Annotated in this window: 29 protein-coding genes; 16 read left to right on the forward strand and 13 right to left on the reverse strand. The window is 66.0% G+C overall.

What is annotated here, in order from left to right:
• Nucleotides 1-19 precede the first annotated feature (19 nt).
• The 6 genes from ACWUI7_RS11560 to ACWUI7_RS11585 form a co-directional block, all read right to left on the reverse strand.
• Nucleotides 20-1,048, reverse strand: coding sequence for a glycosyltransferase family 4 protein (locus tag ACWUI7_RS11560; protein WP_496642445.1), 1,029 nt, complete (start codon nucleotides 1,046-1,048; stop codon nucleotides 20-22).
• 170 nt (nucleotides 1,049-1,218) lie between these two features.
• Complete coding sequence (locus tag ACWUI7_RS11565; protein ID WP_496642371.1) at nucleotides 1,219-1,497, reverse strand: DNA-directed RNA polymerase subunit L; 279 nt, start codon at nucleotides 1,495-1,497, stop codon at nucleotides 1,219-1,221.
• A gap of 111 nt (nucleotides 1,498-1,608) precedes the next feature.
• Nucleotides 1,609-2,247 (reverse strand): 30S ribosomal protein S3ae, encoded by a 639-nt coding sequence (locus ACWUI7_RS11570; RefSeq protein ID WP_496642372.1) that lies wholly within the window; start codon nucleotides 2,245-2,247, stop codon nucleotides 1,609-1,611.
• On the reverse strand, nucleotides 2,244-2,576 hold the full coding sequence (locus tag ACWUI7_RS11575; RefSeq protein WP_496642373.1) for a KEOPS complex subunit Pcc1: 333 nt from the start codon (nucleotides 2,574-2,576) through the stop codon (nucleotides 2,244-2,246). The genes ACWUI7_RS11570 and ACWUI7_RS11575 overlap by 4 nt, the downstream gene beginning before the upstream one ends.
• A complete protein-coding gene (locus tag ACWUI7_RS11580) occupies nucleotides 2,576-3,736 on the reverse strand; it encodes an exonuclease RecJ (protein WP_496642374.1) in 1,161 nt (386 codons plus the stop codon). The genes ACWUI7_RS11575 and ACWUI7_RS11580 overlap by 1 nt, the downstream gene beginning before the upstream one ends.
• A gap of 34 nt (nucleotides 3,737-3,770) precedes the next feature.
• Nucleotides 3,771-4,241, reverse strand: a complete 471-nt coding sequence (locus ACWUI7_RS11585) for a 30S ribosomal protein S15 (protein ID WP_496642375.1) — start codon at nucleotides 4,239-4,241, stop codon at nucleotides 3,771-3,773.
• A gap of 302 nt (nucleotides 4,242-4,543) precedes the next feature.
• Between ACWUI7_RS11585 and ACWUI7_RS11590 the strand changes: the two genes are divergently transcribed.
• Nucleotides 4,544-5,227, forward strand: coding sequence for a PHP domain-containing protein (locus ACWUI7_RS11590; RefSeq protein WP_496642376.1), 684 nt, complete (start codon nucleotides 4,544-4,546; stop codon nucleotides 5,225-5,227).
• A gap of 20 nt (nucleotides 5,228-5,247) precedes the next feature.
• A complete protein-coding gene (locus tag ACWUI7_RS11595) occupies nucleotides 5,248-6,555 on the forward strand; it encodes an asparagine synthase C-terminal domain-containing protein (RefSeq protein ID WP_496642377.1) in 1,308 nt (435 codons plus the stop codon).
• Nucleotides 6,556-6,865: 310 nt separating this feature from the next.
• On the opposite strand, the gene ACWUI7_RS11600 is transcribed toward ACWUI7_RS11595, so the two are convergent.
• Entirely contained in the window at nucleotides 6,866-7,492 is a 627-nt protein-coding gene (locus tag ACWUI7_RS11600) for a uracil-DNA glycosylase family protein (RefSeq protein WP_496642378.1), read from the reverse strand.
• Between the two features lie 299 nt (nucleotides 7,493-7,791).
• On the opposite strand from ACWUI7_RS11600, the gene ACWUI7_RS11605 reads away from it, so the two are divergent.
• Both ACWUI7_RS11605 and psmB read left to right on the forward strand, forming a co-directional pair.
• Nucleotides 7,792-7,977 (forward strand): hypothetical protein, encoded by a 186-nt coding sequence (locus ACWUI7_RS11605; RefSeq protein WP_496642379.1) that lies wholly within the window; start codon nucleotides 7,792-7,794, stop codon nucleotides 7,975-7,977.
• Nucleotides 7,978-8,094: 117 nt separating this feature from the next.
• Entirely contained in the window at nucleotides 8,095-8,826 is a 732-nt protein-coding gene (psmB, locus tag ACWUI7_RS11610) for an archaeal proteasome endopeptidase complex subunit beta (RefSeq protein ID WP_496642380.1), read from the forward strand.
• A 120-nt stretch (nucleotides 8,827-8,946) separates the two neighbouring features.
• Here the strand turns inward: psmB and ACWUI7_RS11615 are convergent, their stop codons facing one another.
• Entirely contained in the window at nucleotides 8,947-9,690 is a 744-nt protein-coding gene (locus tag ACWUI7_RS11615) for a protein sorting system archaetidylserine synthase (protein WP_496642381.1), read from the reverse strand.
• A gap of 68 nt (nucleotides 9,691-9,758) precedes the next feature.
• Nucleotides 9,759-10,136: a SlyX family protein gene (locus ACWUI7_RS11620; RefSeq protein ID WP_496642382.1), complete on the reverse strand. Its 378-nt coding sequence runs from the start codon at nucleotides 10,134-10,136 to the stop codon at nucleotides 9,759-9,761.
• Between the two features lie 244 nt (nucleotides 10,137-10,380).
• On the opposite strand from ACWUI7_RS11620, the gene ACWUI7_RS11625 reads away from it, so the two are divergent.
• Together ACWUI7_RS11625 and ACWUI7_RS11630 are read left to right on the forward strand one after the other, a co-directional pair.
• Nucleotides 10,381-11,157 carry a bacteriorhodopsin gene (locus tag ACWUI7_RS11625; protein WP_496642383.1) on the forward strand — a complete coding sequence of 259 codons (777 nt, stop codon included), beginning with the start codon at nucleotides 10,381-10,383 and terminating at the stop codon, nucleotides 11,155-11,157.
• A gap of 47 nt (nucleotides 11,158-11,204) precedes the next feature.
• Nucleotides 11,205-11,429 (forward strand): hypothetical protein, encoded by a 225-nt coding sequence (locus tag ACWUI7_RS11630; protein WP_496642384.1) that lies wholly within the window; start codon nucleotides 11,205-11,207, stop codon nucleotides 11,427-11,429.
• Nucleotides 11,430-11,447: 18 nt separating this feature from the next.
• On the opposite strand, the gene ACWUI7_RS11635 is transcribed toward ACWUI7_RS11630, so the two are convergent.
• Complete coding sequence (locus tag ACWUI7_RS11635; RefSeq protein ID WP_496642385.1) at nucleotides 11,448-13,520, reverse strand: AAA family ATPase; 2,073 nt, start codon at nucleotides 13,518-13,520, stop codon at nucleotides 11,448-11,450.
• Between the two features lie 213 nt (nucleotides 13,521-13,733).
• Here ACWUI7_RS11635 and ACWUI7_RS11640 point away from each other — a divergent pair, with 213 nt between their 5' ends.
• The 4 genes from ACWUI7_RS11640 (at nucleotide 13,734) to ACWUI7_RS11655 (ending at nucleotide 18,149) form a co-directional block, all read left to right on the forward strand.
• Nucleotides 13,734-15,716 (forward strand): bacterio-opsin activator domain-containing protein, encoded by a 1,983-nt coding sequence (locus tag ACWUI7_RS11640; RefSeq protein WP_496642386.1) that lies wholly within the window; start codon nucleotides 13,734-13,736, stop codon nucleotides 15,714-15,716.
• A complete protein-coding gene (locus ACWUI7_RS11645) occupies nucleotides 15,713-16,162 on the forward strand; it encodes an SRPBCC family protein (protein WP_496642387.1) in 450 nt (149 codons plus the stop codon). Before ACWUI7_RS11640 ends, ACWUI7_RS11645 begins: the two co-directional genes overlap by 4 nt.
• 111 nt (nucleotides 16,163-16,273) lie before the next feature.
• Complete coding sequence (locus tag ACWUI7_RS11650; protein ID WP_496642388.1) at nucleotides 16,274-17,407, forward strand: SPFH domain-containing protein; 1,134 nt, start codon at nucleotides 16,274-16,276, stop codon at nucleotides 17,405-17,407.
• A gap of 124 nt (nucleotides 17,408-17,531) precedes the next feature.
• Nucleotides 17,532-18,149, forward strand: a complete 618-nt coding sequence (locus ACWUI7_RS11655) for a winged helix-turn-helix transcriptional regulator (protein WP_496642389.1) — start codon at nucleotides 17,532-17,534, stop codon at nucleotides 18,147-18,149.
• Nucleotides 18,150-18,221: 72 nt separating this feature from the next.
• On the opposite strand, the gene ACWUI7_RS11660 is transcribed toward ACWUI7_RS11655, so the two are convergent.
• From ACWUI7_RS11660 to ACWUI7_RS11670, 3 genes are all read right to left on the reverse strand, one after another.
• The gene (locus ACWUI7_RS11660) at nucleotides 18,222-18,476 is read right to left on the reverse strand and encodes a DUF7123 family protein (protein WP_496642390.1); all 255 of its coding nucleotides are present in this window, start codon (nucleotides 18,474-18,476) and stop codon (nucleotides 18,222-18,224) included.
• Between the two features lie 144 nt (nucleotides 18,477-18,620).
• Nucleotides 18,621-19,235 carry a DUF84 family protein gene (locus tag ACWUI7_RS11665; protein ID WP_496642391.1) on the reverse strand — a complete coding sequence of 205 codons (615 nt, stop codon included), beginning with the start codon at nucleotides 19,233-19,235 and terminating at the stop codon, nucleotides 18,621-18,623.
• A complete protein-coding gene (locus tag ACWUI7_RS11670) occupies nucleotides 19,232-20,146 on the reverse strand; it encodes a helical backbone metal receptor (protein ID WP_496642392.1) in 915 nt (304 codons plus the stop codon). The genes ACWUI7_RS11665 and ACWUI7_RS11670 overlap by 4 nt, the downstream gene beginning before the upstream one ends.
• Before the next feature lie 219 nt (nucleotides 20,147-20,365).
• Here ACWUI7_RS11670 and ACWUI7_RS11675 point away from each other — a divergent pair, with 219 nt between their 5' ends.
• The 6 genes from ACWUI7_RS11675 (at nucleotide 20,366) to ACWUI7_RS11700 (ending at nucleotide 24,197) form a co-directional block, all read left to right on the forward strand.
• Nucleotides 20,366-21,337 carry a transcription initiation factor IIB gene (locus ACWUI7_RS11675; RefSeq protein WP_435160542.1) on the forward strand — a complete coding sequence of 324 codons (972 nt, stop codon included), beginning with the start codon at nucleotides 20,366-20,368 and terminating at the stop codon, nucleotides 21,335-21,337.
• A gap of 38 nt (nucleotides 21,338-21,375) precedes the next feature.
• Complete coding sequence (locus ACWUI7_RS11680) at nucleotides 21,376-21,792, forward strand: DUF7994 family protein (protein WP_496642393.1); 417 nt, start codon at nucleotides 21,376-21,378, stop codon at nucleotides 21,790-21,792.
• A 24-nt stretch (nucleotides 21,793-21,816) separates the two neighbouring features.
• Nucleotides 21,817-22,560, forward strand: coding sequence for a type I 3-dehydroquinate dehydratase (locus ACWUI7_RS11685; protein WP_496642394.1), 744 nt, complete (start codon nucleotides 21,817-21,819; stop codon nucleotides 22,558-22,560).
• Nucleotides 22,561-22,635: 75 nt separating this feature from the next.
• Nucleotides 22,636-23,244, forward strand: a complete 609-nt coding sequence (locus ACWUI7_RS11690) for a trimeric intracellular cation channel family protein (protein WP_496642446.1) — start codon at nucleotides 22,636-22,638, stop codon at nucleotides 23,242-23,244.
• A 69-nt stretch (nucleotides 23,245-23,313) separates the two neighbouring features.
• Nucleotides 23,314-23,718, forward strand: a complete 405-nt coding sequence (locus ACWUI7_RS11695; protein ID WP_496642395.1) for a DUF4864 domain-containing protein — start codon at nucleotides 23,314-23,316, stop codon at nucleotides 23,716-23,718.
• Nucleotides 23,715-24,197, forward strand: coding sequence for a metalloprotease family protein (locus tag ACWUI7_RS11700; protein WP_496642396.1), 483 nt, complete (start codon nucleotides 23,715-23,717; stop codon nucleotides 24,195-24,197). The genes ACWUI7_RS11695 and ACWUI7_RS11700 overlap by 4 nt, the downstream gene beginning before the upstream one ends.
• Nucleotides 24,198-24,217: the final 20 nt, after the last annotated feature.

Here is a 24,217-nt window from a genome sequence, read left to right on the forward strand (position 1 = left end):
TAAGGACCCAGCCCCCCGGCTATGCGACGTCTTCGTACACCGCGAGCGTGTCTTCAGCGACCGCAGACCAGTCGCGGCGCTCGTACGTCGGGGGCGACTCGCGGTTTAACGCCGTGATGAGCCCGTCGACGATCGATTCGGAGTCCGGTGTGACTTCGATGAGACAGTCGTCGGAGAGGACCTCCGCGGCGCCACACCGCGTCGAGACCACCTGGGTGCCGGCCTCGAGCGCCTCCGTGATCGTGATCCCGAACGGCTCGGCGAACGACGGCGAGACGAACGCGTCAGCAGCAGCGTAGTAGTCGCCGAGTTCGGCCTCGGGGACGTACCCGACGAACGTCACCTGGTCATCGATCCCGATGAGCTCACTAAACCGCTTGAGCTGCTCGGTCTGGTGGCCAGAACCACCGACGACGAGCGTGACATCGCGGGCCCGGAGTTTCTTCATCGCGTACAACAAGTGTGCGATCCCTTTCTGGTCTGTGTGTCTGCCGACGAAAAAGAGCATCTCGCCGTCGATGCCGAGGTCACCGCGGACGTCCCGACCAGAAAACTCCGGCGTCGAGAAGCCGTTGTACACCACCCTGGCGTCTGCGCCGTACAGTTCGCGGATGTCCTCGCGGACGATCTCGCTCACGGCGATGTTCGTGTCGGCGGCGTTTGCGAGCCGCCGCTCCGTCTCGACCTCGCGGGTCGGCGGGTCGATGTTCCGATCGCTCGCGAGCGAGTGGAACGAGGACACCCACGTCGCGTCCGAGGCGCGGGCGGCCTCCCGGCCAGGACCGTACCCGAACCAGTCGTGTGTGTGTATCACGTCGTACGACGGCGCGAGCTCGACGAACCGGTCGCTGAGCCGGCCGACCCGGGCTGCGACGTCACCCTCACCGGTCTCGACGCCTTCGAGTCCCGGCTCGTCCTCGGGCGCGAGTTCGGCGGGCAACACGAGCTTCGCGTCCACGTCGAAGGTGTCGCGGAGTCCAGAGAAGAGCTCTCCGACGTGAACATCTAACCCGCCGGTAATGTTCGGCGGATACCCCCAACCTAACATAAGCACGCTCGGCGGCATACCTCACGATTGGGGAGTCAGTACTTAGGTATGGTCCCTCGAATCGGGCGAGAATCGGGCCACTCGCGGACGACGGACGCTGCGCGCGTGTGCGACCGAAGTCGTAGCACAAACGCCGTGAGACGGTCCCACAGACGGTCGATCGACTGGACCTAGGCCGCTGAGACCGCGTCGCGCAGCGCACTCGTCTGGTCAGTGATCGCGGCCGCCGCCGTCTCGAGTGCATCGAGCGGGTCTTCACTCACCGACTTCACCGTGAGCACCGGGTCCGTCTGGCCGCCCGACTGTTCCGGGTTCATATCGTACGTCGCCGCGTCGACGGAGTCAGTCTCCAAGAGCGCTCCCTTCAGCACGTTCATGAACGTATGATTCTCGCCGGCGATCTCGATCCGCAACTCGGCGTCCGTCTTCTCGATAACCCGCAGTTCCATACCTAACGATCGAGAGAACGCCGCTTCAACGTTTCGTCTCCCGGACGAGCGGGCGAATCGACCTGCGGCTCTGGAGGCGCACAGTAGCGAAAGAAGGTCAGCAGAACCGTCTTACTCGACGGCGACGTCGTCGGCCTCAACGTCGACGGCTGCCTCCTCTTCGGCGGCGATCTCCTCGGGGCGCGCTTCGAGGGTCAGCTTCTGAACCTCGACGCGACGCAGCGGGTAGATCGTCTTCGCGTCGGCGTAGACCGCAGACGAGAGGTTGCCGTCGACGATGGCGTCGACGAACGACTCGAAGGTGCGCTCGGCTGCGGCGGCGTTCACCTTGTCGATCATGACGCGGCGGATCGCCTTTTCTTGAGACCGGTCGGCCTTCTTCGTCGTGAGCGCGACCGGCTGGACGCGGACACGGTAGTCGTCCGTCGTCACAACGGTGATCGACGCCTCGACCTTCGAGGCGCCGCGTCGGACCAGCGAGCGCAGATAATCGCGCGTCAGCTCGTAGGTCACGAACTCGGTGTACGCTGTGTCACTGCCCACGTCCGTCACTTTGAACGTGAGCTTGGTGTTGTTCGCGCTCGAGTCGCCGGTGAGCTCACCGAGTGTGGTCGTGATCGTTCGACCGACGACCTGTGTCGGCTCCTCGGCGAGCGTCTCACCGAGGGTGGCGCGGTCGAACTGTTCGGGTGCTAGTATCTCGTACCAGCGTTTTTCTCCTCTGCTCTTGGATACGGATCGTTCACTCATGTGGTGTCTGTGTGGTCTGTCTGTGTGGTCGTGCGGGCTGTACCGGTCGGCTGCGTGTCGGTCGGCTGTGCATCGGTCGTGTCTGCATGTTCGCTCGCGCGCTCAACGATGCGGGCTGCAACTCGAAGATTCACCACGTAGTCGTCGACGGTGGACCGGAGCCCACCCGTCGTCGGCCGCTCGATATGGCAGACAACGGTGTCGCCGTCGGCAGCGACCGCCGTCGACTCGGTGTCATCGGGAGCGAGCGCCTCAGCGATGAGGTCGGCCGCGTGGTGTGTCGTTCGGATCGTCGCCTGGCGCGCGTCTGGCGGCGAGTCGCCGCTCATCAGAGGACCTCCCGGAGCGCAGCGAGCGCGTCTGTCGGGTCCCCAGCGACGTCCATGCCGCCGCGAGCAGGCGTTCCCCATCCGGTTTCGTCGGTCTCCCGGGCGGCGGCCCGACAGGCGTCACCGATCGCACACGGCTCCGTCGCGGAGACCGCAACACGACCGGCAGCCTCGTTGACGGCGATCGCGACCGGCTCTGGCGAACAAAAGTCGCGGGCGAGCCGGGCGACCGTCGGCAACACCGGCTGCGTCGCGTCCACCCGAAACACGGCACACCCGTCGTACCGACCGATGGTCGCCGCATCGAGGGCGGCGTGTGCCGTCGTTCCGTGGGTACGCCACGCGTCGAGTGCGGCGGCGACGAGGTCGTCGTCGGGCGCGACCGACAACGCGAGTGCCACTCCCGTCCCAGGAGCCTCCCGTGCGAGGGCCTCGAGCACGTCGGCGTAGCCGCCGACCGTCTCGAAGGGGACGTCGTCGGTGGCGATGGCGTACGGACCGAGCGCCCGTTCGACCGCGGTCGCGCTCTCCGTACTGGCGTCTGTGGCCGTCGTGACGTCGACGGCGACGAGCGAGGCGAGTCGGCGGTGGGCATCCGCTCCGGGCTCCGCGGGGAGCTCGAGGGACGCAACCGCTGTGTGGACCGCGTCGCGGTCACCGGAGTACGGCATCCGGACCAGTGTCGAGGCCGCGAGGTCGTCGACGACCGCCGCAGTCGGCACCGCGACGCCCGGTCGTTGCGCGACGAGTCCTGCCGACTCGGCCGCAGTGAGCACGGCGTCGGAACCGTCACCGCCGGGCGTCGACCCGGCCGCGACGACACCGGCCAGCGCGGTCACCGGGTCCGGGTCGGCACCGAGTGCCCGAGCGACCGCGAATGCTGTGACGCTCACCGGGACGCGTGTCCCCGCGACCGCATGTGGTCCACGGTCGGCACCAACGACGACCGCGCGGTCGTCGTCGCTCGGCTCCGGATGCGGGTCGGCCGCGACGCGAAGGTGGAACGGCACCGAGCACGTTCGAAGTGCGCGAGCAAGCACCCCTGCGGCTGCGAGCGCGTCACCGTCGTCGGTCGCGACGAGCCGCACGAACGGTGCCTCCGCTAGGACGCGCGCGAGCGCATCAGGGGCAGGCGCCGTATCGACGGTAGCGTCGGTCACGTCTCGGGTGGGGGTCAGTGGGTTGACGGCGTACTCACTCGTCGGCGAGGAGTTCGGCCGCGTTCTCGTAGGTGTAGACGAACGACTCGTCGAGTTCGTCGCCGTCGTAATAGCTCACGAGGCGGCGGATCTTCGACTCCGTGTTCTGGAGTGCCCGCTTGTTCTGGTAGTCCTGGCCGTTCTGTTCGACGTGCTCGTGCAGGCGTACCGCACGCGCTAACAAGTGTTTGAGGTCCTCAGGGATGTCCGTGGCCGCGTCGTGCTCCTCGAGGATCTCGGTGATCTTCTTGCCGGTCGCGAGCTTGACGTCCGGGACTGGGGTGCCCGTGACGCCCTCGTCGCGCAGTTTGATGCCGATGACGCTGGGGTCGTGTCCGTTCTCGTGTAGTTCGACGACGCGAGACTCGATGTCTTCGGGGTCGACGTCGCTCCACTCTGGGCTCTCGTCTGCCGCCGGCTTGTCCGATCCGGACGAGCCGCGACGGCGTGTATGCATTCGTGCCATTGGTCGGGTTGGAACGGCACAACCGCGTCGACGGTGACCGCGCCGCCGCGAGATACGGACCACGGGACGACTCGTCGATACGAGCCGCGGTGACCGCAGGGGCGGCGACGGCGGCGCACTGCTACGTTCCCAAGCCGTGGGCGAAACAATCCCCGGCGCGTCGGATCCGCAGCTGTGCTGTTCCCATCGTGAACGACGCCGCACGGGTTATTAAGGGTGTCCGTGTCGGGTCGGCTCCGATCGAGCGGGCACAGGGCCCCCGTACCGGGGAGTTTTTTTAGCCGAGACGCGAACACAAAGCCGTGTTATCGGTCGAGCTCCACACCCACTCCGCGCTCTCACACGACGGCCGGGACCCGGTCGACCTCCTCTTAGAGCAGGCGGCCGCCGTCGGGCTCGACGCGCTCGCGGTCACCGACCACGACGAGATCGACGCGAGTATCGACGCGGCCGAACGCGCTGCCGAGTACGGGCTCGTTGGTATCGTGGGTATGGAGGTGACGACCGCGGCCGGTCACGTACTTGCGTTCGGCATCGACGACTTGATCCCGAGCGGTCTCGGCTTCACGGAGACGCTCGACCGGATCCACGCCGACGGCGGGATCGCGGTCGTTCCACACCCATTCCAGAAGACGCGCCACGGTGTTGCCGCGCACATCTCTGCGGAGGCACTCGCCAGCGCGGACGCAATCGAGGCGTACAACTCCCGATTGTTCACCGGTCGAGCGAACCGGCGAGCCGAGCGGTTCGCGCTCCGGAACGGTCTCCCAACGACCGCCGGCAGCGACGCGCATATCTCTGAGATGGTCGGACAGGCGGTGACCGAAGTCGACACCGACGAGCGTGACGCCGCCGCAATCCTTCGTGCGATCGTCGACGGCCGCACGAGCGTGGTCGGCCGACGGACCCCCTGGCGGGTCTCACTCAGACAATTCGCCGGCGGCGCCAAGCGACGTGCGCTTCGAACCATCGCCGACCTACGGTGACAGACGACCTCCCTCACTCGATGTCAAGAGACCACACACAGCCCCCTGACCACGACGCCCTCCGTGGAGCCGACGCCGCAACCATCCGAGCCGCGATGCGAGCCCGCGACCCACTTCCTGGCACTGGTGGATTCGCTGGGAGCCTGCAGGTAGACGCGTCGGCGTGGTCCGGCACCGAACATGGAGCCGGCCCCGTGCTCGTCCGAGACGTGCTCGGTCGCCAGCCGCTGTTCGTGGAGGCGACGGCCGCGGATCCGACCGAACCAGACGCGTGGGGGTTCGACCCTGGTTCGCTTACGACTCCCGAACCAGTTCCGCCGGGAACGGTCGTTGCTGCGGACGGGGCCGTCGAGTGCTGGTCGCTCCCGGAACCGTCGGCCGCCGAACCGGCGCGGGCACAGGCGGCCGTCGAGTCGGCGCTGACGGCCGCGCTCGCAACACTTGATAGAGACGAAGCTGCTAGAGACGAAGCTGCCGGAGCCGCCGAGGATGACGGAGCCGGCGAGGACAACGCCCGCGACGGACAACGCAACAAGGAATCCACCGGAGGGCTCGCGGTGGCGTTCTCCGGGGGGGTCGACTCCGCCCTCGTCGCAAGTGGGGCGCCAGACGCGCCGTGTTACGTCGCCGGGTTCGAGGGATGTCACGACATTGCGGCCGCCCGCGAGGCGGCGACCGCGATGGATCGCACGCTTCGAGTGGTGGATATCACCCACGATGCACTCCGGCGAGCCGTCGTGGACGTCGCACTCGCGACCGGTCGACGAAACCCTATGGACCTCGCTATCGCTGTCCCACTGTACCTGACTGCAAAGGCAGCCGCGGCCGACGGGGCCGACCGACTAGCGGTCGGCCAGGGGGCCGACGAGCTGTTCGGTGGGTATAGTAAGGTCGTCAAGCCGGCTGACGACCATCGCGTCGACGCCAACACGGTGCGCGGTGCGCGAACCGAAACGGTGCGGACGCTGCCCGCACAGCTCGAACGTGACGTGCTCACGCTTCGAGCGGCCGGCGTCGAGCCGGTCGCACCGTTGTTGGACGACGCTCTCGTCGCGGCTGCGCTTCGGGTGCCGGCGTCACTGCTCGCGACGCCAACAGCGCGGAAGATCGCACTTCGGCGCGCCGCGATGGACCGCGTCCCCGAGTCTGTACGAACGGCCGAGAAGAAGGCCGTACAGTACGGCACCTACGTCTCACGAGAACTCGACCGGCTTGCGCGTCAGCGTGGATTCAAGCGGCGGCTAGACGACCACGTCGGGCAGTACATCGAGGCGCTCCTCACGGAAGCGACCGAAACCGACGGGCGTTCGGACCCACGGGAAGCGTAGGTGCTCGATCGAGAAAGAACCGACTCGGGTGAGTCGGCCCTGACCAAGCCGCGTGTGGAGTACCAGTCCTGCGGCCGACGCCCGACCGCTCCGGGCGTCGTCTGTCTGGAAGAGAGGTGTTGTATAAAATCCGCGGTCTCGCGACAAATATGACCCCCAAAACCGCCCGACCTCAAGCGATCGTAACAAATTACGCGCTGTTTCAGTCCGAACGTCAGATAGCGTCGGCAGTCAGGGGTCAGAATGCAACGGTTTCGATCGCTGCGGTCTGACTGACACCCCAGCTGGTGACGTGGTTGCCGGCACCGACTCACCGAACCAGGTACGGATCGTTGCCGGCGAAGAACCGACCGAGGTCGCTCTCGCGACGGAAGTCTGTCGACTGGATGTCGCGTAGGGCCTCAATCAACTGGGTTACGTCGTTTGCCTCCCACGTGGCGGGGTCACGGATCGGGACCACGAGCCAGCCGGAACCGAGGAGTTCGGTAGCGTGGAGTGTTTCCATGTCGATTTCCGTCTTCCAGGCACGGGCCGTGTACGTCTCAAGGACGTGCTCGGTCGCGCGTGCGCCAACAGGCAATAGGACATGTGCAGCGATAGCGCGGAGCTCCGCGTCGAAGAACCGCTCCATGTCGTCGTACGACGACGGCGTAGGGTCGCCATCTGGGAGACACATGTGGAGATACGAAAAGAAGGTGTGGTTCACCGTGGCCGCGTCGGCGTCGGTCACAAGCCCGGCTTCCGCAAGCGCATCGAAGAGGGCCGGAGACCACGACTTGCCGGTGAACGGTATCGACTCCTCGAGGCCGCCGTGAACGCCAGGGTGGTCGCCGATGACGTGAAAATCGGCGTTGGCGTCGCCGTACCCAGGCACGAACGACGGGCAGTCAGGCTGCATCCCGAACGGGTTGTGCGTGCGGTCGGTGACGTTTTTCACGACCAGAACACGGAGACGAGTAATAATAGCCGGTTCGGTACCGGCCGACACGCACCGAGCCACGCGACAGGGCGAGCCACACCGGATGGATGCGAGGCGGACGTGCGCTCGAATATTTCTGTACGTTATGCCGACGACGCGTATCTACTGGCACGCTGATACGCTACCTACCGGCGTCAGAGCTGACGGGCGGACACAAAGCGCCTGATCGAGAAAACTGCTAGACTGCGGCGGTGTCAGTTCCGTTGTGCGCCCGAAATGTTTATATGTGAGACCACACTGACGACGACAGAGCAGTCATGTTCGATCGCATCCGCACCGCGGTGCTCTTCGGCGCACATCAGACGGCCGTCGCCGTCGGGATATCGGTGTTCCCGGTGGCCGTGTTCGCTCGTGAACAACTTGGTATCACACTTCCCATCCGACGGCTCGTCGAGACCACCGGTGAGGCGTACGAACGGACGGAATCGGAAGAGAGAGACTAGGACAAGCCGCCGACCTCGTCGCCAAGGAAGCGCCCTGCCCACACAAAGACCCGTCGGAACCGGTGTCCGGTCCACGAAGGGTTGCCTTTATGAACGCGAGGGGCCAACAATTTGGTAATGCGAACACCGACCGATGACTCCTCGAACGGGCTGTCCGCCGATCTCGGCCGCGACCAGCCGGTCTTCGGACCGGAACTCGGCGAGTTCGAACATACAGAACGTCGCGCCGCGCAGGCGGACGGCGAGGGCGAGACCAAGACCGGGACGACGACGGTCGGGATCAAGACGGCCGACGGCGTCGTCATGGCGACCGACATGCGCGCCTCGCTCGGTGGAATGGTCTCCTCGAAGGACGTCCAGAAGGTCGAAGAAATTCACCCGCGCGGTGCGCTCACGATCGCCGGCTCTGTCTCCGCCGCCCAGAATCTCATCTCCACGCTCAAAGCGGAGACGAGCCTCTACGAGACCCGTCGCGGCGACGATATGTCGATGGAAGCGCTCTCGACGCTCACCGGGAATCTCCTGCGAACGGGCGCGTTCTTCATCGTCCAGCCGATCCTGGGCGGCGTCGACGATGAGGGTCCACACGTGTACTCGATCGACGCGCTTGGTGGCACCACAGAAGAGGAGTACACCGTCACCGGCTCCGGATCGCAGTACGCACTCGGTGTGTTAGAACAGGAGTACGACGAGGACCTCTCGATCGACGAGGCTACGACTGTCGCCGCAAAGGCGATCCAGTCGGCCGTCGAGCGTGACCTCGCGTCCGGAAACGGCATCAACGTCGCCGTCGTCACGGAGGAGGGTGTCGATATCACCCGACACGACGACGTCGAAGCGCTGTTATAATCAGCGGGAAGTACACCGTTCGTTTCACTCTTGCTCGATGAGTCACGACTATGATTGATACCCGATGACGGAGAATCGAGGCGAACGTCTCACGCTTCAGCGCAGGGGAATATCAACAACTCACAACCGGTCGACATCCGCCTTGCGTCGACGTGTCTCGTCACCCCAGTAGAGCCACGGCCCCAATAGGAGGTACCCGGTTGCGAGGAATAACAGTGCGAACGCGAATCCCTCGCCGATCCACACCGGGACAGCGTCCGTGACCGCACGAACGACGGGCGTCACCACCACGGCCGCCTGCACCAGTCCCATCACGAGCGCGTCCTGCGCGTGGAGGTCCGGGTACCGAACCGACGATCCCATGAGGAGCGCGAAGGCCGCAGCGCCGACAACGAGCAGTAGCGGATCGGTGTACCCCGCGAGAACGGCGGCTGACAGGATTGTTGCCGCGAGGGTCGTCGGCACGCCGACGGTCTCGCGGCACTCACTGTCGTAGGCCGTGTACATTCCGAGTCGAGCGACGCCCATCGCGACGAACAGCGCGGCGACGGCGACGCCGACCACGACGAGCCAAGACCCCAGGGGTGCCGGCGACGCAAGTACAGCGACGGCGACGATGGTCGCGGGCGCGACGCCAAAGGAGGCGACGTCGGCCAGCGAGTCGAGGTACGGACCCGCGGGTGTCGACCCACGGTGGCGGGCGACGACACCGTCAAGGCCATCAGCGATGGCGGCGACGAGGACGAGTCTGGCGGCGAGTGCAAGGTCGATGGTGGCGGCGAGGACGGCCAGAAACCCAACGGCGGCGTTGGCCACTGTGACCGCGTCGGCGAGCCCCAACCGGTCAACGGCCCGCATAGGCATGCAAAATGGTCGACGACGCCGCTCTTAGGGCTTGTTATTTTGCGGACTCGCGACGAGTTACGGCCGGCTCAGTACGTGTGGACCACGTGGCCACACCGGTTACACTCGATTGTGTCGCTCCGGAAGAGCCGTTCTTTCTTCTCGGTCGGTCCGTTACACTCCGGGCACACCCCAAGGTTTCGGCCGTCGGCCACGCGTGCAGAGAGGTCGAGGAACTGGTTTTCGAGCCGGTCGAGTTGTTCTGACTGGGCTTCGACGACCGATTCGAGCTCCTCGATGGTCTCCTCGCGGTCCTCAAGCGCGTCGGTGAGTTCGTCCACGCGCGACTCGTACGCCTCCAGCGCCTCGACGTCGAGCGCCATCGCATCCCCCGTCTGCTCGCTCACACGCTCTTCGGCGGTCGATTCGGCCTCCGTTAGCTCCTCCTCGGCGTTTTCTTCGGCCATGATTGTACATGGAATGCCTCGGCGATGTGATTTTGGGTTACTAGTAAGGGTCGGCGGCGTCGTGGGGGTCACACGTACTGCTGTACTGCTGTCACTTCCGGTGGATTCCACGCCGATGTGGCACACAACATGGACAGAACCAGTCGGAGACGGCGACGTGGGCGCTTCTATTCGGGCTGTGCTGTGATCCTTACTATGTCGGCCTATCGTTCATTACCTAATAGTGTATATATTGAGTCGCAATATGGATCCGACAGTGATGCAGGCAGGGTTCGACCTTTTGGGGGATGGTCGGCCAGAAACGTTGTGGCTGGGAATCGGGACGCTACTGATGCTCATCGGGACCTTCTACTTCATCGCGAAGGGATGGGGTGTCACCGACGAGGAGGCCCGTGAGTACTACGCAATCACGATCCTGGTGCCGGGAATCGCGACGGCTGCGTATCTGTCGATGTTCTTCGGCATCGGACTGACCGAGGTCGAAGTGGCTGGGCGCGGCACGCTCGACATCTACTACGCGCGGTACGCGGACTGGCTCTTCACCACGCCGCTACTGCTGCTCGACCTCGCGCTGCTCGCGAAGGTCGACCGCGTTTCGATTGGAACGCTCATCGGCGTCGACGCCCTGATGATCGTTACCGGTCTCATCGGCGCGCTCTCGCAGACGATGCTCGCACGGTACACGTGGTGGCTCGTCAGTACGATCGCGTTCATCTTCGTGCTGTACTACCTGCTCACCAGCCTCCGAAGCGCTGCGAAGCAGCGCTCTGCTGAGGTCCAGAGCACGTTCAACACGCTAACCGTACTCGTCGCGGTCCTGTGGACCGCGTACCCAATCCTGTGGATCATCGGCACCGAGGGTGCCGGCGTCGTCGGTCTCGGCGTCGAGACGCTCGGCTTTATGGTGCTCGACGTGACCGCGAAGGTCGGCTTCGGCTTCGTGCTGCTGCGCAGCCGCGCCATCCTTCCGGACAGCGACGCACCTGAGCCGTCCGCGGGTGAGGCGGCAACCGCCGACTGAGGCACCGACCGACGAATCGACCCGCTGCCGACGTATTTTATCACGCAATGTCAGACACACCAGAGACTGAAGTCGCGGTACTGAACGTTCGATCCGCCGTCGGCATCGGCGTTAGCTTCGTCATCGCGGCGGGAGCGCTGTTCGCGCTTCCGACGCTACAGAACACCGGTCTTGGGTTCAACACCGCCTTCTGGCTCGTCTCGGCGGTCGAGCTGGTGACGGCGCTCGCCATCGCGTACTTCGTGCTCAACCTGCACGAGACGCGCGGGTGAACCGACGCCGCACCACGATCACTCCGCTGGGACGTCCCACCGGCCGTCCGGATCGACCGACGGTTCGGTCTCCTTGAGCGCGCGCTCGACGTCCGTGCGACTGACGGTGACGTCCGCGGCCGGATCGGCGGCCGCGGTGCCGTCGGTCAGCGTCGTCTCGATAGCGAGCATCGCCGCCTCGCGAATCAGCGCGGCAAGGTCGCCACCGCTGTACCCGGCGGTCTGTCGTGCCACGGCGTCGAGGTCGACGCCGGGGGACAACGGCGTCTCTCGCGTGTGGATAGCCAGTATCTCACGGCGAGCCGTGCGGTCCGGCAGCGGGGTCTCGACAGCCGTCTCGATGCGACCCGGCCGCAACAACGCCTCGTCGATCGTCTCGGGGCGGTTCGTCGCCGCGACGACCACGACGTCCGTGAGCGGCTCAAGCCCGTCGAGCTCGGTCAACAGCTGTGAGACGACACGCTCGCCGACCCCGGTGTCGTCCCCGCGACGGGCCGACGAGATCGCATCGACCTCGTCGAAAAAGACCACCGCAGGAGCGCTCTCGCGGGCGGTCACAAACAGTTCTCTGACCGCGCGCTCGCTCTCGCCGACGTAGCGGTCGAGCAGCTCGGGGCCGTTCACCGACATGAAGTTCGCATCGCTGAGGCCGGCCGCGGCGCGCGCGAGCAGCGTCTTCCCGGTCCCTGGGGGGCCGTACAACAGCACCCCAGATGGCGGCTCGATTCCGGCCCGTTCGAAGCGGTCGGCGTACGCGAGCGGCCAGTACACCGTCCGGACAATCTCGCGTTTGGCGGCCGAAAGCCCCCCGACGTCATCTAGTGACACCGAGGGGAGTTCCAGTGAGACGGTCCGGAGGCCAGTCGGCTCGATTTCGTCGATGGCGTGGTCGAGGTCCGCCTGCCCAACGGTCGGCTCGCCAGCCCGCCGAACCGCGCGCTCGAGGGCTGCGTCAACCACGGCGGCCACGTCGGCGAGAACGAAGCCACTGATGCGGACCGCCGTCGCCTCGAGGTCGACGTCGGCCGCGAGCGGGACATCCTGGGTGAGCAGGTCGAGCGCGTCACACCGGTCGGCACCGGTCAGGTGATCGAGCGCGATCTCCCGATCGAACCGGCCGCCACGACGCAGCGCTGCCGGGACGCGTCCGGGGTCTGTCGTCGCCCCGATGACGACCGTTCCGGCGGTCGCGCGCAGCTCGTCCACCGTCTCGCGAAGCCGGTCGCCGAGTGACGACCCGGTGCCGCGGTCGCCGAGCACCTCGAGGTCGTCGAGAAGGACGATACTCCGGTCCGTCTCGCGCGTCGCCGCGACGACCCGGTCGAGCCGGTCACGCTGGTCTGCACTCGGCGCCGCGTGGAGTGTCGCAACCGAGACGGGCACGAACTCGGCGGCCGCCGACGCAGCGACAGCCTCGACGAGGGACGTCTTTCCGGCCCCGCGCGGCCCAGAGAGCAGCAGGCCAATCGATGCGGATCGGCCGGCGGCTGCGAACGTAGACGTCTCGTCTAACCGTGTCGTCACGATGTCGCGGAGCCGCCGGTACGTCGACTGGGGCACGGTTCGGTCGGGTTCGTCGACGTTCGTCTCCACGGCGACCGCGTCGGGATCGTCGTCGGTTACCACGTCGAGGTCGGTCGACGGCTCGACTATCGCCGGCGACGACGGTTCAACGGTGTCCACGACGAATCGGAGCGTCAGCGCGCCGTCGAGGTGACTGACCGTAACAGCGTCGCCAATGGTGACGGCCGTGTCCGTCAGCCGGCGGCGCAGCGACTCCTCGACGCGGGTGAGCGAGAGCGAGCGGTCGAGTCGGACTCGAACCGTCTCGGCCGTGACGGGTGATTCGCGCTCAAGCGCGACACTCTCGCCGGCAGCTACGTCCGCGTTCGCACGCAGCGATGGGCCGAGACAGACGCCCTGGTGGTCAGTGCTGACACGCTCGACGACGGCTGCGGTCTGGTCGTCACCCGTCACCGAGAGCAGGTCACCGGTGTCGACGCCAAGGGCCGCACACACCGAGGGTGGAACGCCGATACGACGGGACGGCAACGACGCAGGCGGCTCAACGACGGCAACGCGGGTACTCATGATCGCACCGGGCTCTCGACCGCCGGCGCGACAATAGCGAGTTGTGAGCGGTGGACGGGTCGCGACGATCGACCGGGTAAAACCAACATGCCGATCGGTACGGGCGGGAACGTCAAAGAGGCCTCGCCGTCGGGCGGCGATGCGGGGCCGGCGCGTGACGACTCTGTGAAAGAACTGCCAATCGTTAATGTACCCCGGCCCAAAGCGGGAGTAATGTCGGATTTGCGGGTGCTGGTCGTCCACGCTGCGGACGGGATCGATCGGATCGTATCGGCGCTCGAAACCGAGGGATTCGATGTAACGGCCACCCACACAGCTACGACCGGCGTGGCAAAAGCCGTCTCCGGCGCGTTCGACTGCCTCGTCGCCGCCCACGACCTCCCGGGAGACGACGGCCTCGCGCTGCTTGATGCCCTCGCGGAGTCACGTGTCGACCTTCCGACTGTACTGGTAGCCGACGAAGCGGGCGTCTCGGCGGCCGCGTACGATCGCGGCGCGGATCGGGTCATCCGGCGCGACGGCGCGGGAACCGCCGACCAGCTCGCGAACGAGGCAGTCACCGTGAGCGCCCGCGCTGGGATCGCACAGCCACAACAGGACGTGAGCGGTCACAAGCCAACTCATGCAGAGATCGAGCGCGCGATAAGCGAGTCGCCAATCGGGATTAGCCTCTGTGACCCGGACCTTCCGGACTACCCACTCGTGTACGTCAACGGTGCCTGGGAGCGACACACCGGCTACGAGCGCGAGGAGGTGCTCGGCCGAAATCCGCGGTTCCTACAGGGGCCAGAGACCGACCCCGCGACGGTCGATCGGCTCGGTGAGGCGATCGGCGAGGAGAAGCCCGTCACCGTCGAGGTCCGAAACTACCGGCAAGACGGGACTCCGTTCTGGAACGAGCTCACGATTGCTCCCGTGTACGACGGCGACGAGCTGGTCCACTACGTCGGCTTCCAAAACGACGTGACCGACCGGAAGATGGCCGAACAGCTCGCCGAAGAACGCGCTGAGCAGATCGCCGCCGAGCGGGAGGCACTCGACCGCGTGCTCGGACGCGTAAACGGCCTCCTCAACGAGATCAGTCGCATCCTCGTCGAGGGCGAAGACGGCGAGACGGCCTCGCGACGCATCTGTGAGAAGATCGCCGAGGAGCCGGGGTACGCCGGGGGATGGATCGGCGAGGTATCGAAAAGCACCGGTCGGCTCGAGATCACCGCCTCGAGCGGTGTCGGCGTCGACGGTGAGGAGTCATTCGACTTGGAGTCGGTGCCGGCGGCGGTCGAGCAGGCCGAAGAGACAGACGAGGTTCACGGCTGTGCGCCAGGTAAGGCGGCCGATCGCTCGCTGGCACCTGATATCATCGATGCCAGAAAGCTTCTCGTCGTTCCGATCACGTACGGCCACCACCGGTACGGCCTGCTTGGCATCTACAGCAGCGAAGCTGACGCACTCGACCGACGCGAGCAGAAGGTGTGTGAGTCGCTCGGGAAGATGATCGCGAACGGGCTCCACTCACTGGAGACGACCCGCATGTTGACCACCGACCGCGTGATCGAACTCTGTGTCGACATCGCCGACGAGGAGTTCACCTTCTCGCAGATCGCCGACGCGATCGGCGGACAGATAACCCACTTGGGGACCACGCGGCTCGATGACGAGGGCTGTGAGCTTTACTTCACGACCCACGTAACCCACTTCGACCGCGATCCGGTCGAGCGGCTGCCGTTCGTGGCATCGCTCCGCGTCGTCTCGGAGACAGATGATGACGTTACGTTCGCGGTAACAACGACCGAGTCGCCGCCGTTCGCCCGACTCGCCGAACACGGCGGCGTCGTCGACGCGGCAACCGCGGAGTCGAGCACGGCCAGCCTGACAGTTGAGGTGCCCCCAGAACAGAACGTCCGGTCGATCCTCGACGTGTTCCGCAGCGAGTACGACGGCGTCACGCTGCACTCGCGTGTCGAGCGCGAGAACCGCGATCGCAGCCTCACCGAGTTCGCCGCTGCGGTCGACGGCCGACTCACCGACAGACAGCGGTCGGCGCTCAAGACCGCGGCGTTGAACGGCTACTTCGAGTGGCCACGACCGGTCGACGGCGACGAGATCGCCTCACAGATGGGCATCACCCGCCAAACGTTCCACCAACACCTTAGGGCGGCCGAACGCAAACTCGTCGAGGCGTACGTTGACCCGTGAGCCGACCGATAACCGCGGCGGACACCCGTCAGATTGCGGCCGACGTCGAGATGGTGTTCGCCTTCCTCGACGACCCGCACAACCACGCGGCAGTGACACCCGGACTCACCGACGTCAGGGACGTCGAACGGCTCGACAACGGCGGGAAGCGACTGACGTACACCTACCGAATGACGGGGATCGGCGTCGACGGCGAGATCATCCAAACGGTCCACGAGCCGGATGCACGGATGTACTTCGAGCTTCGCGGGCGGCTCACGGGGACGATCGACCTCACCTTCGAGGCGGTCGACGACCAGACCGTGCTCGGGTACGAGGCGGTCTACCAGCTGCCCGAGTCGCTGCTGACGACCGCCGGCGCGCCGGTGCTCCGGCGGTTCAACGCGCGGCAGCTACGAACGACGCTCGACAACGTCGCGGCACACGTTGCGGCCGGCGACGAGTGACACGTAGTGGTACATAGTACGAGCGCATACTCGCGTCTTCAGGCGCGGGAGGAGGTCAATTCGAGCGGTCCGCAGGCGAACAATTAAGCCGCTGATAGCCCAAACAGGTGTATGCTATCGTTTCTCCTGCAGGCCGGGTTCGGACTGGCCGGTGTCGGGCTCCTCGTGCTCCTCCTCGCGGTCGTCACGATATGGCAGTCCGTCGCAATCGTCGACGCGTACGATAAGGAGGCGCTCACCGTCTTCGGTGAGTTCCGAAAGCTGCTCGAACCGGGAATCAGCTTCATCCCGCCGTTCGTCTCACGGACGTACGCGTTCGACATGCGGACACAGACGCTCGACGTGCCGCGGCAGGAGGCGATAACCCGGGACAACTCGCCGGTGACTGCCGATGCGGTCGTTTACATCAAGGTGATGGACGCAAAGAAGGCGTTCTTAGAGGTCGACGACTACAAGAAAGCCGTCTCGAACCTCGCACAGACGACGCTTCGGGCCGTCCTCGGCGACATGGAGCTCGACGACACGCTCAACAAACGCCAGGAGATCAACGCGAAGATCCGACGCGAGCTTGACGAGCCGACCGACGAGTGGGGGATCCGCGTCGAGAGCGTCGAGGTGCGTGAAGTGAATCCCTCGAAAGACGTTCAACAGGCGATGGAACAACAGACGTCCGCAGAGCGACGCCGTCGCGCGATGATTCTTGAGGCGCAGGGTGAACGACGCTCGGCGGTCGAACAAGCGGAAGGTGACAAACAATCCAACATCATCCGCGCACAGGGTGAAAAACAAAGCCAGATCCTCGAAGCACAAGGAGACGCCATCTCGACGGTGTTGCGCGCACGCTCGGCCGAGTCGATGGGTGAGCGGGCAATCATCGAGCGGGGGATGGAGACGCTCGCCGAGATTGGCCAGGGCGACTCGACTACGTTCGTCGTGCCACAAGAGCTCACCAGCCTCGTGGGTCGCTACGGGAAGGGACTCTCTGGGTCGGACGCCCAACAGATGGAGGGGCTCGAGGGCCTCGAGTTCGACGACGATACCCGCGCCATGCTCGGGCTCGACGACATCGACGAGATTCTTGGCCAGATCGACGAGGCGGCGGAGATGGACGTCGAAGAGCTCGAACAGGAGGCGGAGGCGATAAAAACCGGGTCAGGGGCGAACATCCGCTCGGCTGATGAGGTCATTCAAGAGATGGACGAAGAGGTGCCAGAGGGCGAAGTCGAGCGGGCCGAAGAAGAGTAGACGAGAGAACCGTCGACGTCAGCGGAAGCAGCCGATGTCCGGGGTGCGAGCTGGTCAGAACCGATCTTTTCATGCCGATGAACCCGGCGAAGCCCTTTTTATCTGTCCTGAAGTAGCAAAGGCTGTGACGGACGAGGTCGACGAACAAAAACGGCGAACGCTTCGACAGTTCGCCGCCGTGGGTGCTGCGACGCCACTCGTCAGTACGACGAGTGTGGCGGCTGCTGAGGGGGACGACGTGCCCAACGAGACCCGAGAAGCGATCCGCGGGTACGTCGCCGCCACGCCAGGCGTTCACTTTTCTAAGCTGCGCGACGACCTCCACCTTGGGACCGGCGAGACGCAACACCACCTGCGTCGACTCGAGCGAGGCGGGATCATCGAGTCACACAAAAAGGCTGACTACCGGCGCTACGTGCCAGCCGGTCAATTCTCCGACCGCGAGCGACGGATACTCGGGGTATTGCGTCGAACGACTCCACGGCGCGTGGTGATCGCGCTCTTACGCGACCCCACGGCAACCGGCGCGGCCCTCTCCGATAGACTTGGTGTCACGCGATCGACAATAAGTGCGGCCGCAGGCACCTTAGCCGAGGCTGGAGTGCTCGACCGCACCGACGGGTACGAGCTGGTGCACCCGGAGATGACGCTCACGCTGTTGGTGCGATACGCGGACTCCTTTGGCGACGAGACGGTCGCGCTCGCTGACAATGCGGCCTCCATCATCACGCACGACCCGTGACTGGCGGGTACAACGTTTCGCCGTCGGCTCGCCGGCTCGCCGCGGCAGGTCGTCGACGGCCGCAGTCCAGGTTCAACTGGTAACCATCCACGTCGTTCCCGAGGAGTACCCCCACTTTTCCACGTCGAACTCGTCTGCGGCCTCAACGACCGCGCGCATGTTCGCGCCGACTTCTTTTGCTGAGAGGTCGAGGTCGTCGGCGATGAGTCTGGATTTGAAGTAGGTCTGGTCGTCGGCGTGAGCGCGAAGGTACTCGAGGATTCGGGCTTGCTTTGCCGAGAGTCGGACGTGGTCGACCGCCGCGGGCTCCGTGTGTGCCGTGCTCATACGAATCAGAACGGACGGATCCGTCAAAAGCCGGTTGGTACGATCGGTTAACCCGCTCACACCTTGCGGTTTTGGCCGTGTCCGAGGGGGTGAAGCCTACCGCAAGCGTATGATTTGGGTACAGATCGCGAATCCGTCGCGTGTTCAGTACCGCGGCGAGACGAAGCGGCCGAGCGCACCTGCGACGGCGACGGCGAGCGCGTCGGCCCGGTCGACGGCACCGTCGGTCAGGGCTGCCGCGGCGCCGCCACGTCTCGCGACGTCGGTCGTGTCGAGGACGTCGTCCATCACGTCTCCGAGCTCAGAGCCATCGTCGAGGCGCGAAGCGACAGCAGCGGGGAGCTCGATGCTCGGTCCTGCGGCACGGCCGACGCGGGCTCCATCGTCGACGGCCGCCCACATCACCACGTACTGACCCTCAATTTCGTCGTAGGTGGCGACCCCGCCCTCGAGACCGACGCCAAGGTCGTACGGTCCAGCTTCGAGGACTGCTGCGGCGCGGTTCACGGCGCCCGTCGCGGTCTCAGCGTGGCCCGTTGGCTGGTCGCTCACTCCAGAGGGGACCGGGACGGACTCGACGACCGGTGCTTGGCCATTGGTGTCGAGGTCCCCAGCCGACTCGCCGTCAATCCCATCGGCGGCCGCCTCGGTCTCGGTGTCGGTCGCGAGCCAGTCGAGCGCCCGGATGGTCGCTCGACGCTTCACCGGATTGCCGCTCCCGACGCCAATGTGACGATCACAGAGCGCTGCCGGGATCACGACGGCCCCGTCGAGTCAGTCGGTGTCGTGGTCGCATCGATCGATGTCGTGGTCGTGGTCGTATCAGGTGTTGTCACCGCCGTATCGGGCGATGCCAGGGCGTCGGCCGCCGTCGGCGGAGTCGCAGGGACCGAATCGGGATCGACGACGCCAAACAGCCCGGCGAGCCGCTCAATGCCGGCGACGAGCACGGGGCTGGGCTGGTTCAATAACGAGTCGTCGATCACGTGGACCGGGGCGTCGATCCAGTCGCGGTCGGCAACGGTCGTCGGGTCAACCCGCTCGCCGTGCCCGCAGACGTGGACGACGACGTGGTCGGGGTCGGCGGCCGCGACCTCATCCGGGTCGACCTCGCGGGACCGCGCGCCGGCCTCGACGAACGGGTAGGTGCCACCGGCTGCAGCGACCGCATCGGGGACCCAGTTGCCCGCTGCCATCGGCGGATCAGACCACTCCTCACAGTAGACGACGGGACGCGGCTGGTCGGCGGCAGCTGCGGCGACGTGGTCGAGGCGTGCGCGGGCGGCCGAGACGAGTCGCTCACCGACAGCCGGCCGGTCGATTGCCTCGGCCCGGGCGTGGAACCCCGTGAGAACGTCGTCGAGCGTGGCCGGCTCCCGGTGAGAGACTGGGATCTCGCGCTCGCGACACGTGGCCGCCACCTCGGCTTGGAGGCCATCGCTCGTGAATACGACGTCCGGAGAGAGCGCCTCGACGCGGTCGAGTGCGGGCGTCGTCCAGCCACCGACGGCGACCGGCGAGGTGTCGTGTGCGGATCCGGCGGTCACGGGCGGGTCACAGTGGTGGGTGACGCCGACAAGACACTCGGCCGCACCGAGCGCGGCGAGCGTCGCGGTCGCACTCGGGGCCAACGAGACCACGCGGGGTGGGTCCGAGCGGGTGGCAGTCATGATGTAAACGTTGAACACGAGTCCTGGAAAGCGTTCGGTTCGCAGCGGGCGTCAACGACGACGACCAGCCCCGATCGACCGAGTCCGCGCGGCCGGCGTGAGGGATCGTGATATCCGCCGACCGCGCCGGGAACCGTTTCGGGTCTTTTAAGTTACGTTCTGCCGTTTACTTGGTAAGACTGTTCCCGTGCGTTTTCGATTACGGGGAGACAGATAGCCATGACCGAACGACTACATACCCGGGGGAGTCGCGCCCGCGGAGAGACCGAAGAAGAATCGGACCGAACAGACGAAACGCTGCGGTGTCCAGAGTGTGAGGGGCGCGTCGTCACCGACGAAGAACACGGCGAAACCGTGTGTGAAGACTGCGGACTCGTCGTCGAGGCGGACTCCGTCGACCGCGGGCCAGAGTGGCGCGCATTCGACTCCCGTGAGAAGGACGAGAAATCCCGCGTTGGTGCACCGACGACCAACACGATGCACGACAAGGGGTTGTCGACAAACATCGACTGGCGGGACAAAGACGCGTACGGCCGCTCCCTCGGCGCACGCCAGCGCCAGAAGATGCAGCGGCTTCGGAAGTGGAACGAACGCTTCCGCACGCGCGATTCCAAAGAGCGCAATCTGAAGCAGGCGCTTGGCGAGATCGACCGCATGGCGAGCGCACTCGGCCTGCCGGACAACGTCCGTGAGACCGCCTCTGTGATCTACCGACGCGCGCTCGATGAGGACCTCCTTCCTGGCCGCTCCATCGAGGGCGTCTCGACGTCGTGTGTGTACGCCGCCGCCCGGATGGCGGGCGTACCGCGCAGCCTCGACGAGATCGCCGACGTCTCTCGGGTAGAGAAAGCGGAGATCGCTCGGACCTACCGATACGTCGTTCGCGAGCTCAAACTGGAGGTAAAACCAGCGGACCCCGAACAGTACGTGCCTCGGTTCGCCTCAGACCTCGAGCTCTCAGAGGAGTCGGAGATGCGAGCGAAAGGCCTCCTGAAGAACGCGAAAGAAAAGGGCGTACACTCCGGAAAGTCGCCGGTCGGCCTCGCTGCCGCCGCCGTCTACGCGGCCGCGCTGTTGACGAACGAAAAGACGACGCAGGCAGCGGTCTCTGCGGTCGCCGACATCTCTGAGGTCACCATTCGCAACCGCTACCACGAGTTGCTCGAGGCCGAGGACGGCCTCGTCGCGTGACGCGGGAGAGCCGGGTCGATCTCGTCGTGAGTCACTAAATGGTTCACACCCGCGACCTCGTCTCCGGTCTCTCGGTACTCGCCGTTGCTGTCTGGTTCGCCCGTACTACGAACACCGGTGGCGGGCGGCCGACGCTCGTCGTCGCCGTCGCCGGGTGTGTCGTGGCGGGGGTGGCGTACCTCGTTGCGGCCGTCGTCGATACGGAGCAGCGCATTCTCGCCGGCGTCGATGTGTCTCACGAGCGGGCGCGCGGCCTCGCCAGCGTGAGCCTTGGCGTCGCCATCGTCGCACTCGGTGCAGATGGCTTGGCCGGCGGCCTCGACGCACTCTCGGCTGTACTGATCGCAGGCGGATCACTGGCTATAGCCGCCGGCTGGCTCCGGATTCAACGCGGACGGCCGGCTCGTTCCCGACCGGACGCGAGCGAACAACCGAGTCCAGACGACGAGAGCTAAGTCGACGCGGGGACACGGTCGCGTATGTTCGAGGAGTTCGTGCTGGCGGCGAGTACCGACACGCTGGAGACGACAGCTCGGGTCGACGCCGCCGACGCGGTCGAGTTCCGGATGGACCTCGCGAGCGACCCGCTGGACCAGTTGGCCGCCTACGAAGGCTCGCTGCCGCTCATCGTAACGAATCGCGCGGCCTGGGAGGGCGGAGAGGCAGAGAGGACAGACCGCTACGACGCGCTCACAGAGGCGGTCGATCACCCCTCCGTCGTCGCTGTCGACATCGAGCTCGCCGCGCTCACCGGTACCCCCCCGGCTGTCGGAGCGACAGACGCGTCGACAGAGCAGTCGCGCGCAGAGGAACTCCGGTCGCAGGCGCGGGAGGCGAGCGTCGAGGTGATAGCTTCAGTACACGACTTCACGGCGACACCGCCGGCCGACGAGCTCGTCGACCTGCTCGCGACTGCGGCAACGGCCGGCGACGTGGGGAAGCTGGCGACGACCGCGACGGACCACAGGGACGCCCTCGCGATGCTCCGCGCGACCGACCAGGCGACCACAGCGGGCCATCGGGTGGCGACGATGTGTATGGGTGAACCGGGCCGACACACCCGCGCCGTCGCGCCGGTGTACGGTTCGGTGATCGGCTACGCGCCGGTTGTGGCTGCCGAAGCCACGGCCCCCGGGCAGTATCCACTCGACACGCTGCGGCGGCTCGTTGACGAGCTTCGCAGCGTAGACGATACGGCCGATCGACCCGAACCCGAGCGCTGAAACCCATCGGGGACCGACGTGTACGCAGTGACTCACGCGGTGTCTGTCGTCCCGACGCTTGACCCATTCGCGGTGATGAACGCCATCGGGCTGGTTGCTTTCGCACTCGTCGGGGCCGCAAAAGCGATCCGCGAGAAGTTCGACTTGTTCGGGGTCGGCGTCGTCGGACTCTCCATGGCGTTTGCCGGCGGGGCGACCCGAGACGTGCTCGTAGGACGGGTTCCGTTAGTGTTACGCTCGCCGAGTGAGGTCGCGCTGGCACTCGTTGGCGTCGGGCTCGCGATCGGATTGAGTGCCGTCTTAGCCTCTCCAGACGACCACCCGGTCACGCTCGTCGCTGACGCGGTTGGACTGGCAGCCTTCGCGACGGCTGGCGCCATCGTCGCGACCAAGGCTGGCGTCTCCGCGTTCGGCGTCGTCACCATCGCGACGATCAACGCGGTCGGCGGCGGCGCGTTCGCGGACGTGTTGCTCGACCGCTCGCCGTTCATCCTCTTCGACGACTTCTACGCGACGTGTGCGGTCCTCGGTGGTGTCGCCTACTGGGCGGCGGCGACGGCCGGCGCGGCGGCCGGAACCGCGGTTCTCGTCTGTGCAGGCGTCACCGTCGCCACGCGGCTGGTCGCGGTCGCACGCGGATGGGAGCTTCCGACAGCACAGTGGCTGCATCACCGAGGTCGGTGAGATGAGCCAGTGGTGGTACCGAGACAGGTTGAAGTGGCCCGAGTGCGTGTCACAATCACTCACCCGCGCATGGACGACTCATCGTATCCAGTCAAGCGGCTCCCGATGCCCGAGCCGTCGCAGGGACCGGGGGCCGTCGTCGAGACACAGCTTACAGCGTTGGCGGACAACGACACGCCCGTCGATAACGCCGGGATCAAGACGGCGTACAACTTCGCGTCGCCGGCGAACCGCCGGGCAACCGGTCCGCTAGACCGATTCATCGAGATGGTTGAGGGGCCGCGGTACGCCCCGATGATAGACCACACGACAGCCGTCACTGGACCCGTCGAACGGGACGGCTCACAAGCCACACAGCGTGTCACACTCACCGGACCGCAAGGCCGAACTGTGACGTACCGGTTCGGCGTCTCGAAGGGATCCAGCGATCCGTTTGAGGACTGCTGGCTCACCGACCGCGTCGTGCTGGAATGACGAGGCGGTCGGCGTCGCGTCGGCGTCGCGTCGCCCGGGCCCTCGTCGCACCGATCGTACTCCCGCACGAGCTGGCCCACGCACTCGTCGCGCACGTCGCCGGGCTCAACCCCACGATTGAGCTCCTCCCGCGGTGGGAGGGACCGACCGTTCCGCTCGGTCGATTCGACGCCGCCATCAGCGCGACGACGCCGACGTGGGTTGTCCAGGCGGTGGCGGTCGCCCCCGCGCCGATATCGCTCGGCGTCGCCGCCTTCGTCCGAGCGACGGGGACGCTCGAGGGCGTACTCGCCGTGCCGCTGGTGCTCGCGCTGGGATACACAGGGAGCCTATCTGGTGGCGATATCGCCGTGATCGTGAACCCGACCGCGGCACGGGAGGCCGGCAGGTTCGTCGTCCCATCGACCCGATGGCAGGCGCTGTCGGTCGTTACCGCACCCGCAACGACCCTCGCGGTCGCGGCGCTCCTAGTCGGCTGATGAGAGTGAGTGGCCGTGCC

Source organism: Halorubrum orientale (genome assembly GCF_059623105.1).

Coding starts and splice junctions, on each gene's coding strand:
- ACWUI7_RS11635 (WP_496642385.1), bottom strand. CDS start 13,520: ATGAGTACCCGCGTTGCCGTCGTTGAGCCGCCTGCGTCGTTGCCGTCC.
- ACWUI7_RS11670 (WP_496642392.1), bottom strand. CDS start 20,146: ATGACTGCCACCCGCTCGGACCCACCCCGCGTGGTCTCGTTGGCCCCG.
- ACWUI7_RS11690 (WP_496642446.1), top strand. CDS start 22,636: ATGAACGCCATCGGGCTGGTTGCTTTCGCACTCGTCGGGGCCGCAAAA.
- ACWUI7_RS11620 (WP_496642382.1), bottom strand. CDS start 10,136: ATGGCCGAAGAAAACGCCGAGGAGGAGCTAACGGAGGCCGAATCGACC.
- ACWUI7_RS11685 (WP_496642394.1), top strand. CDS start 21,817: ATGTTCGAGGAGTTCGTGCTGGCGGCGAGTACCGACACGCTGGAGACG.
- ACWUI7_RS11675 (WP_435160542.1), top strand. CDS start 20,366: ATGACCGAACGACTACATACCCGGGGGAGTCGCGCCCGCGGAGAGACC.
- ACWUI7_RS11625 (WP_496642383.1), top strand. CDS start 10,381: ATGGATCCGACAGTGATGCAGGCAGGGTTCGACCTTTTGGGGGATGGT.
- ACWUI7_RS11700 (WP_496642396.1), top strand. CDS start 23,715: ATGACGAGGCGGTCGGCGTCGCGTCGGCGTCGCGTCGCCCGGGCCCTC.
- ACWUI7_RS11680 (WP_496642393.1), top strand. CDS start 21,376: ATGGTTCACACCCGCGACCTCGTCTCCGGTCTCTCGGTACTCGCCGTT.
- ACWUI7_RS11560 (WP_496642445.1), bottom strand. CDS start 1,048: ATGTTAGGTTGGGGGTATCCGCCGAACATTACCGGCGGGTTAGATGTT.
- ACWUI7_RS11570 (WP_496642372.1), bottom strand. CDS start 2,247: ATGAGTGAACGATCCGTATCCAAGAGCAGAGGAGAAAAACGCTGGTAC.
- ACWUI7_RS11585 (WP_496642375.1), bottom strand. CDS start 4,241: ATGGCACGAATGCATACACGCCGTCGCGGCTCGTCCGGATCGGACAAG.
- ACWUI7_RS11640 (WP_496642386.1), top strand. CDS start 13,734: ATGTCGGATTTGCGGGTGCTGGTCGTCCACGCTGCGGACGGGATCGAT.
- ACWUI7_RS11650 (WP_496642388.1), top strand. CDS start 16,274: ATGCTATCGTTTCTCCTGCAGGCCGGGTTCGGACTGGCCGGTGTCGGG.
- ACWUI7_RS11595 (WP_496642377.1), top strand. CDS start 5,248: ATGTCAAGAGACCACACACAGCCCCCTGACCACGACGCCCTCCGTGGA.
- ACWUI7_RS11605 (WP_496642379.1), top strand. CDS start 7,792: ATGTTCGATCGCATCCGCACCGCGGTGCTCTTCGGCGCACATCAGACG.
- ACWUI7_RS11660 (WP_496642390.1), bottom strand. CDS start 18,476: ATGAGCACGGCACACACGGAGCCCGCGGCGGTCGACCACGTCCGACTC.
- ACWUI7_RS11630 (WP_496642384.1), top strand. CDS start 11,205: ATGTCAGACACACCAGAGACTGAAGTCGCGGTACTGAACGTTCGATCC.
- ACWUI7_RS11615 (WP_496642381.1), bottom strand. CDS start 9,690: ATGCCTATGCGGGCCGTTGACCGGTTGGGGCTCGCCGACGCGGTCACA.
- ACWUI7_RS11565 (WP_496642371.1), bottom strand. CDS start 1,497: ATGGAACTGCGGGTTATCGAGAAGACGGACGCCGAGTTGCGGATCGAG.
- psmB (WP_496642380.1), top strand. CDS start 8,095: ATGCGAACACCGACCGATGACTCCTCGAACGGGCTGTCCGCCGATCTC.
- ACWUI7_RS11695 (WP_496642395.1), top strand. CDS start 23,314: ATGGACGACTCATCGTATCCAGTCAAGCGGCTCCCGATGCCCGAGCCG.
- ACWUI7_RS11575 (WP_496642373.1), bottom strand. CDS start 2,576: ATGAGCGGCGACTCGCCGCCAGACGCGCGCCAGGCGACGATCCGAACG.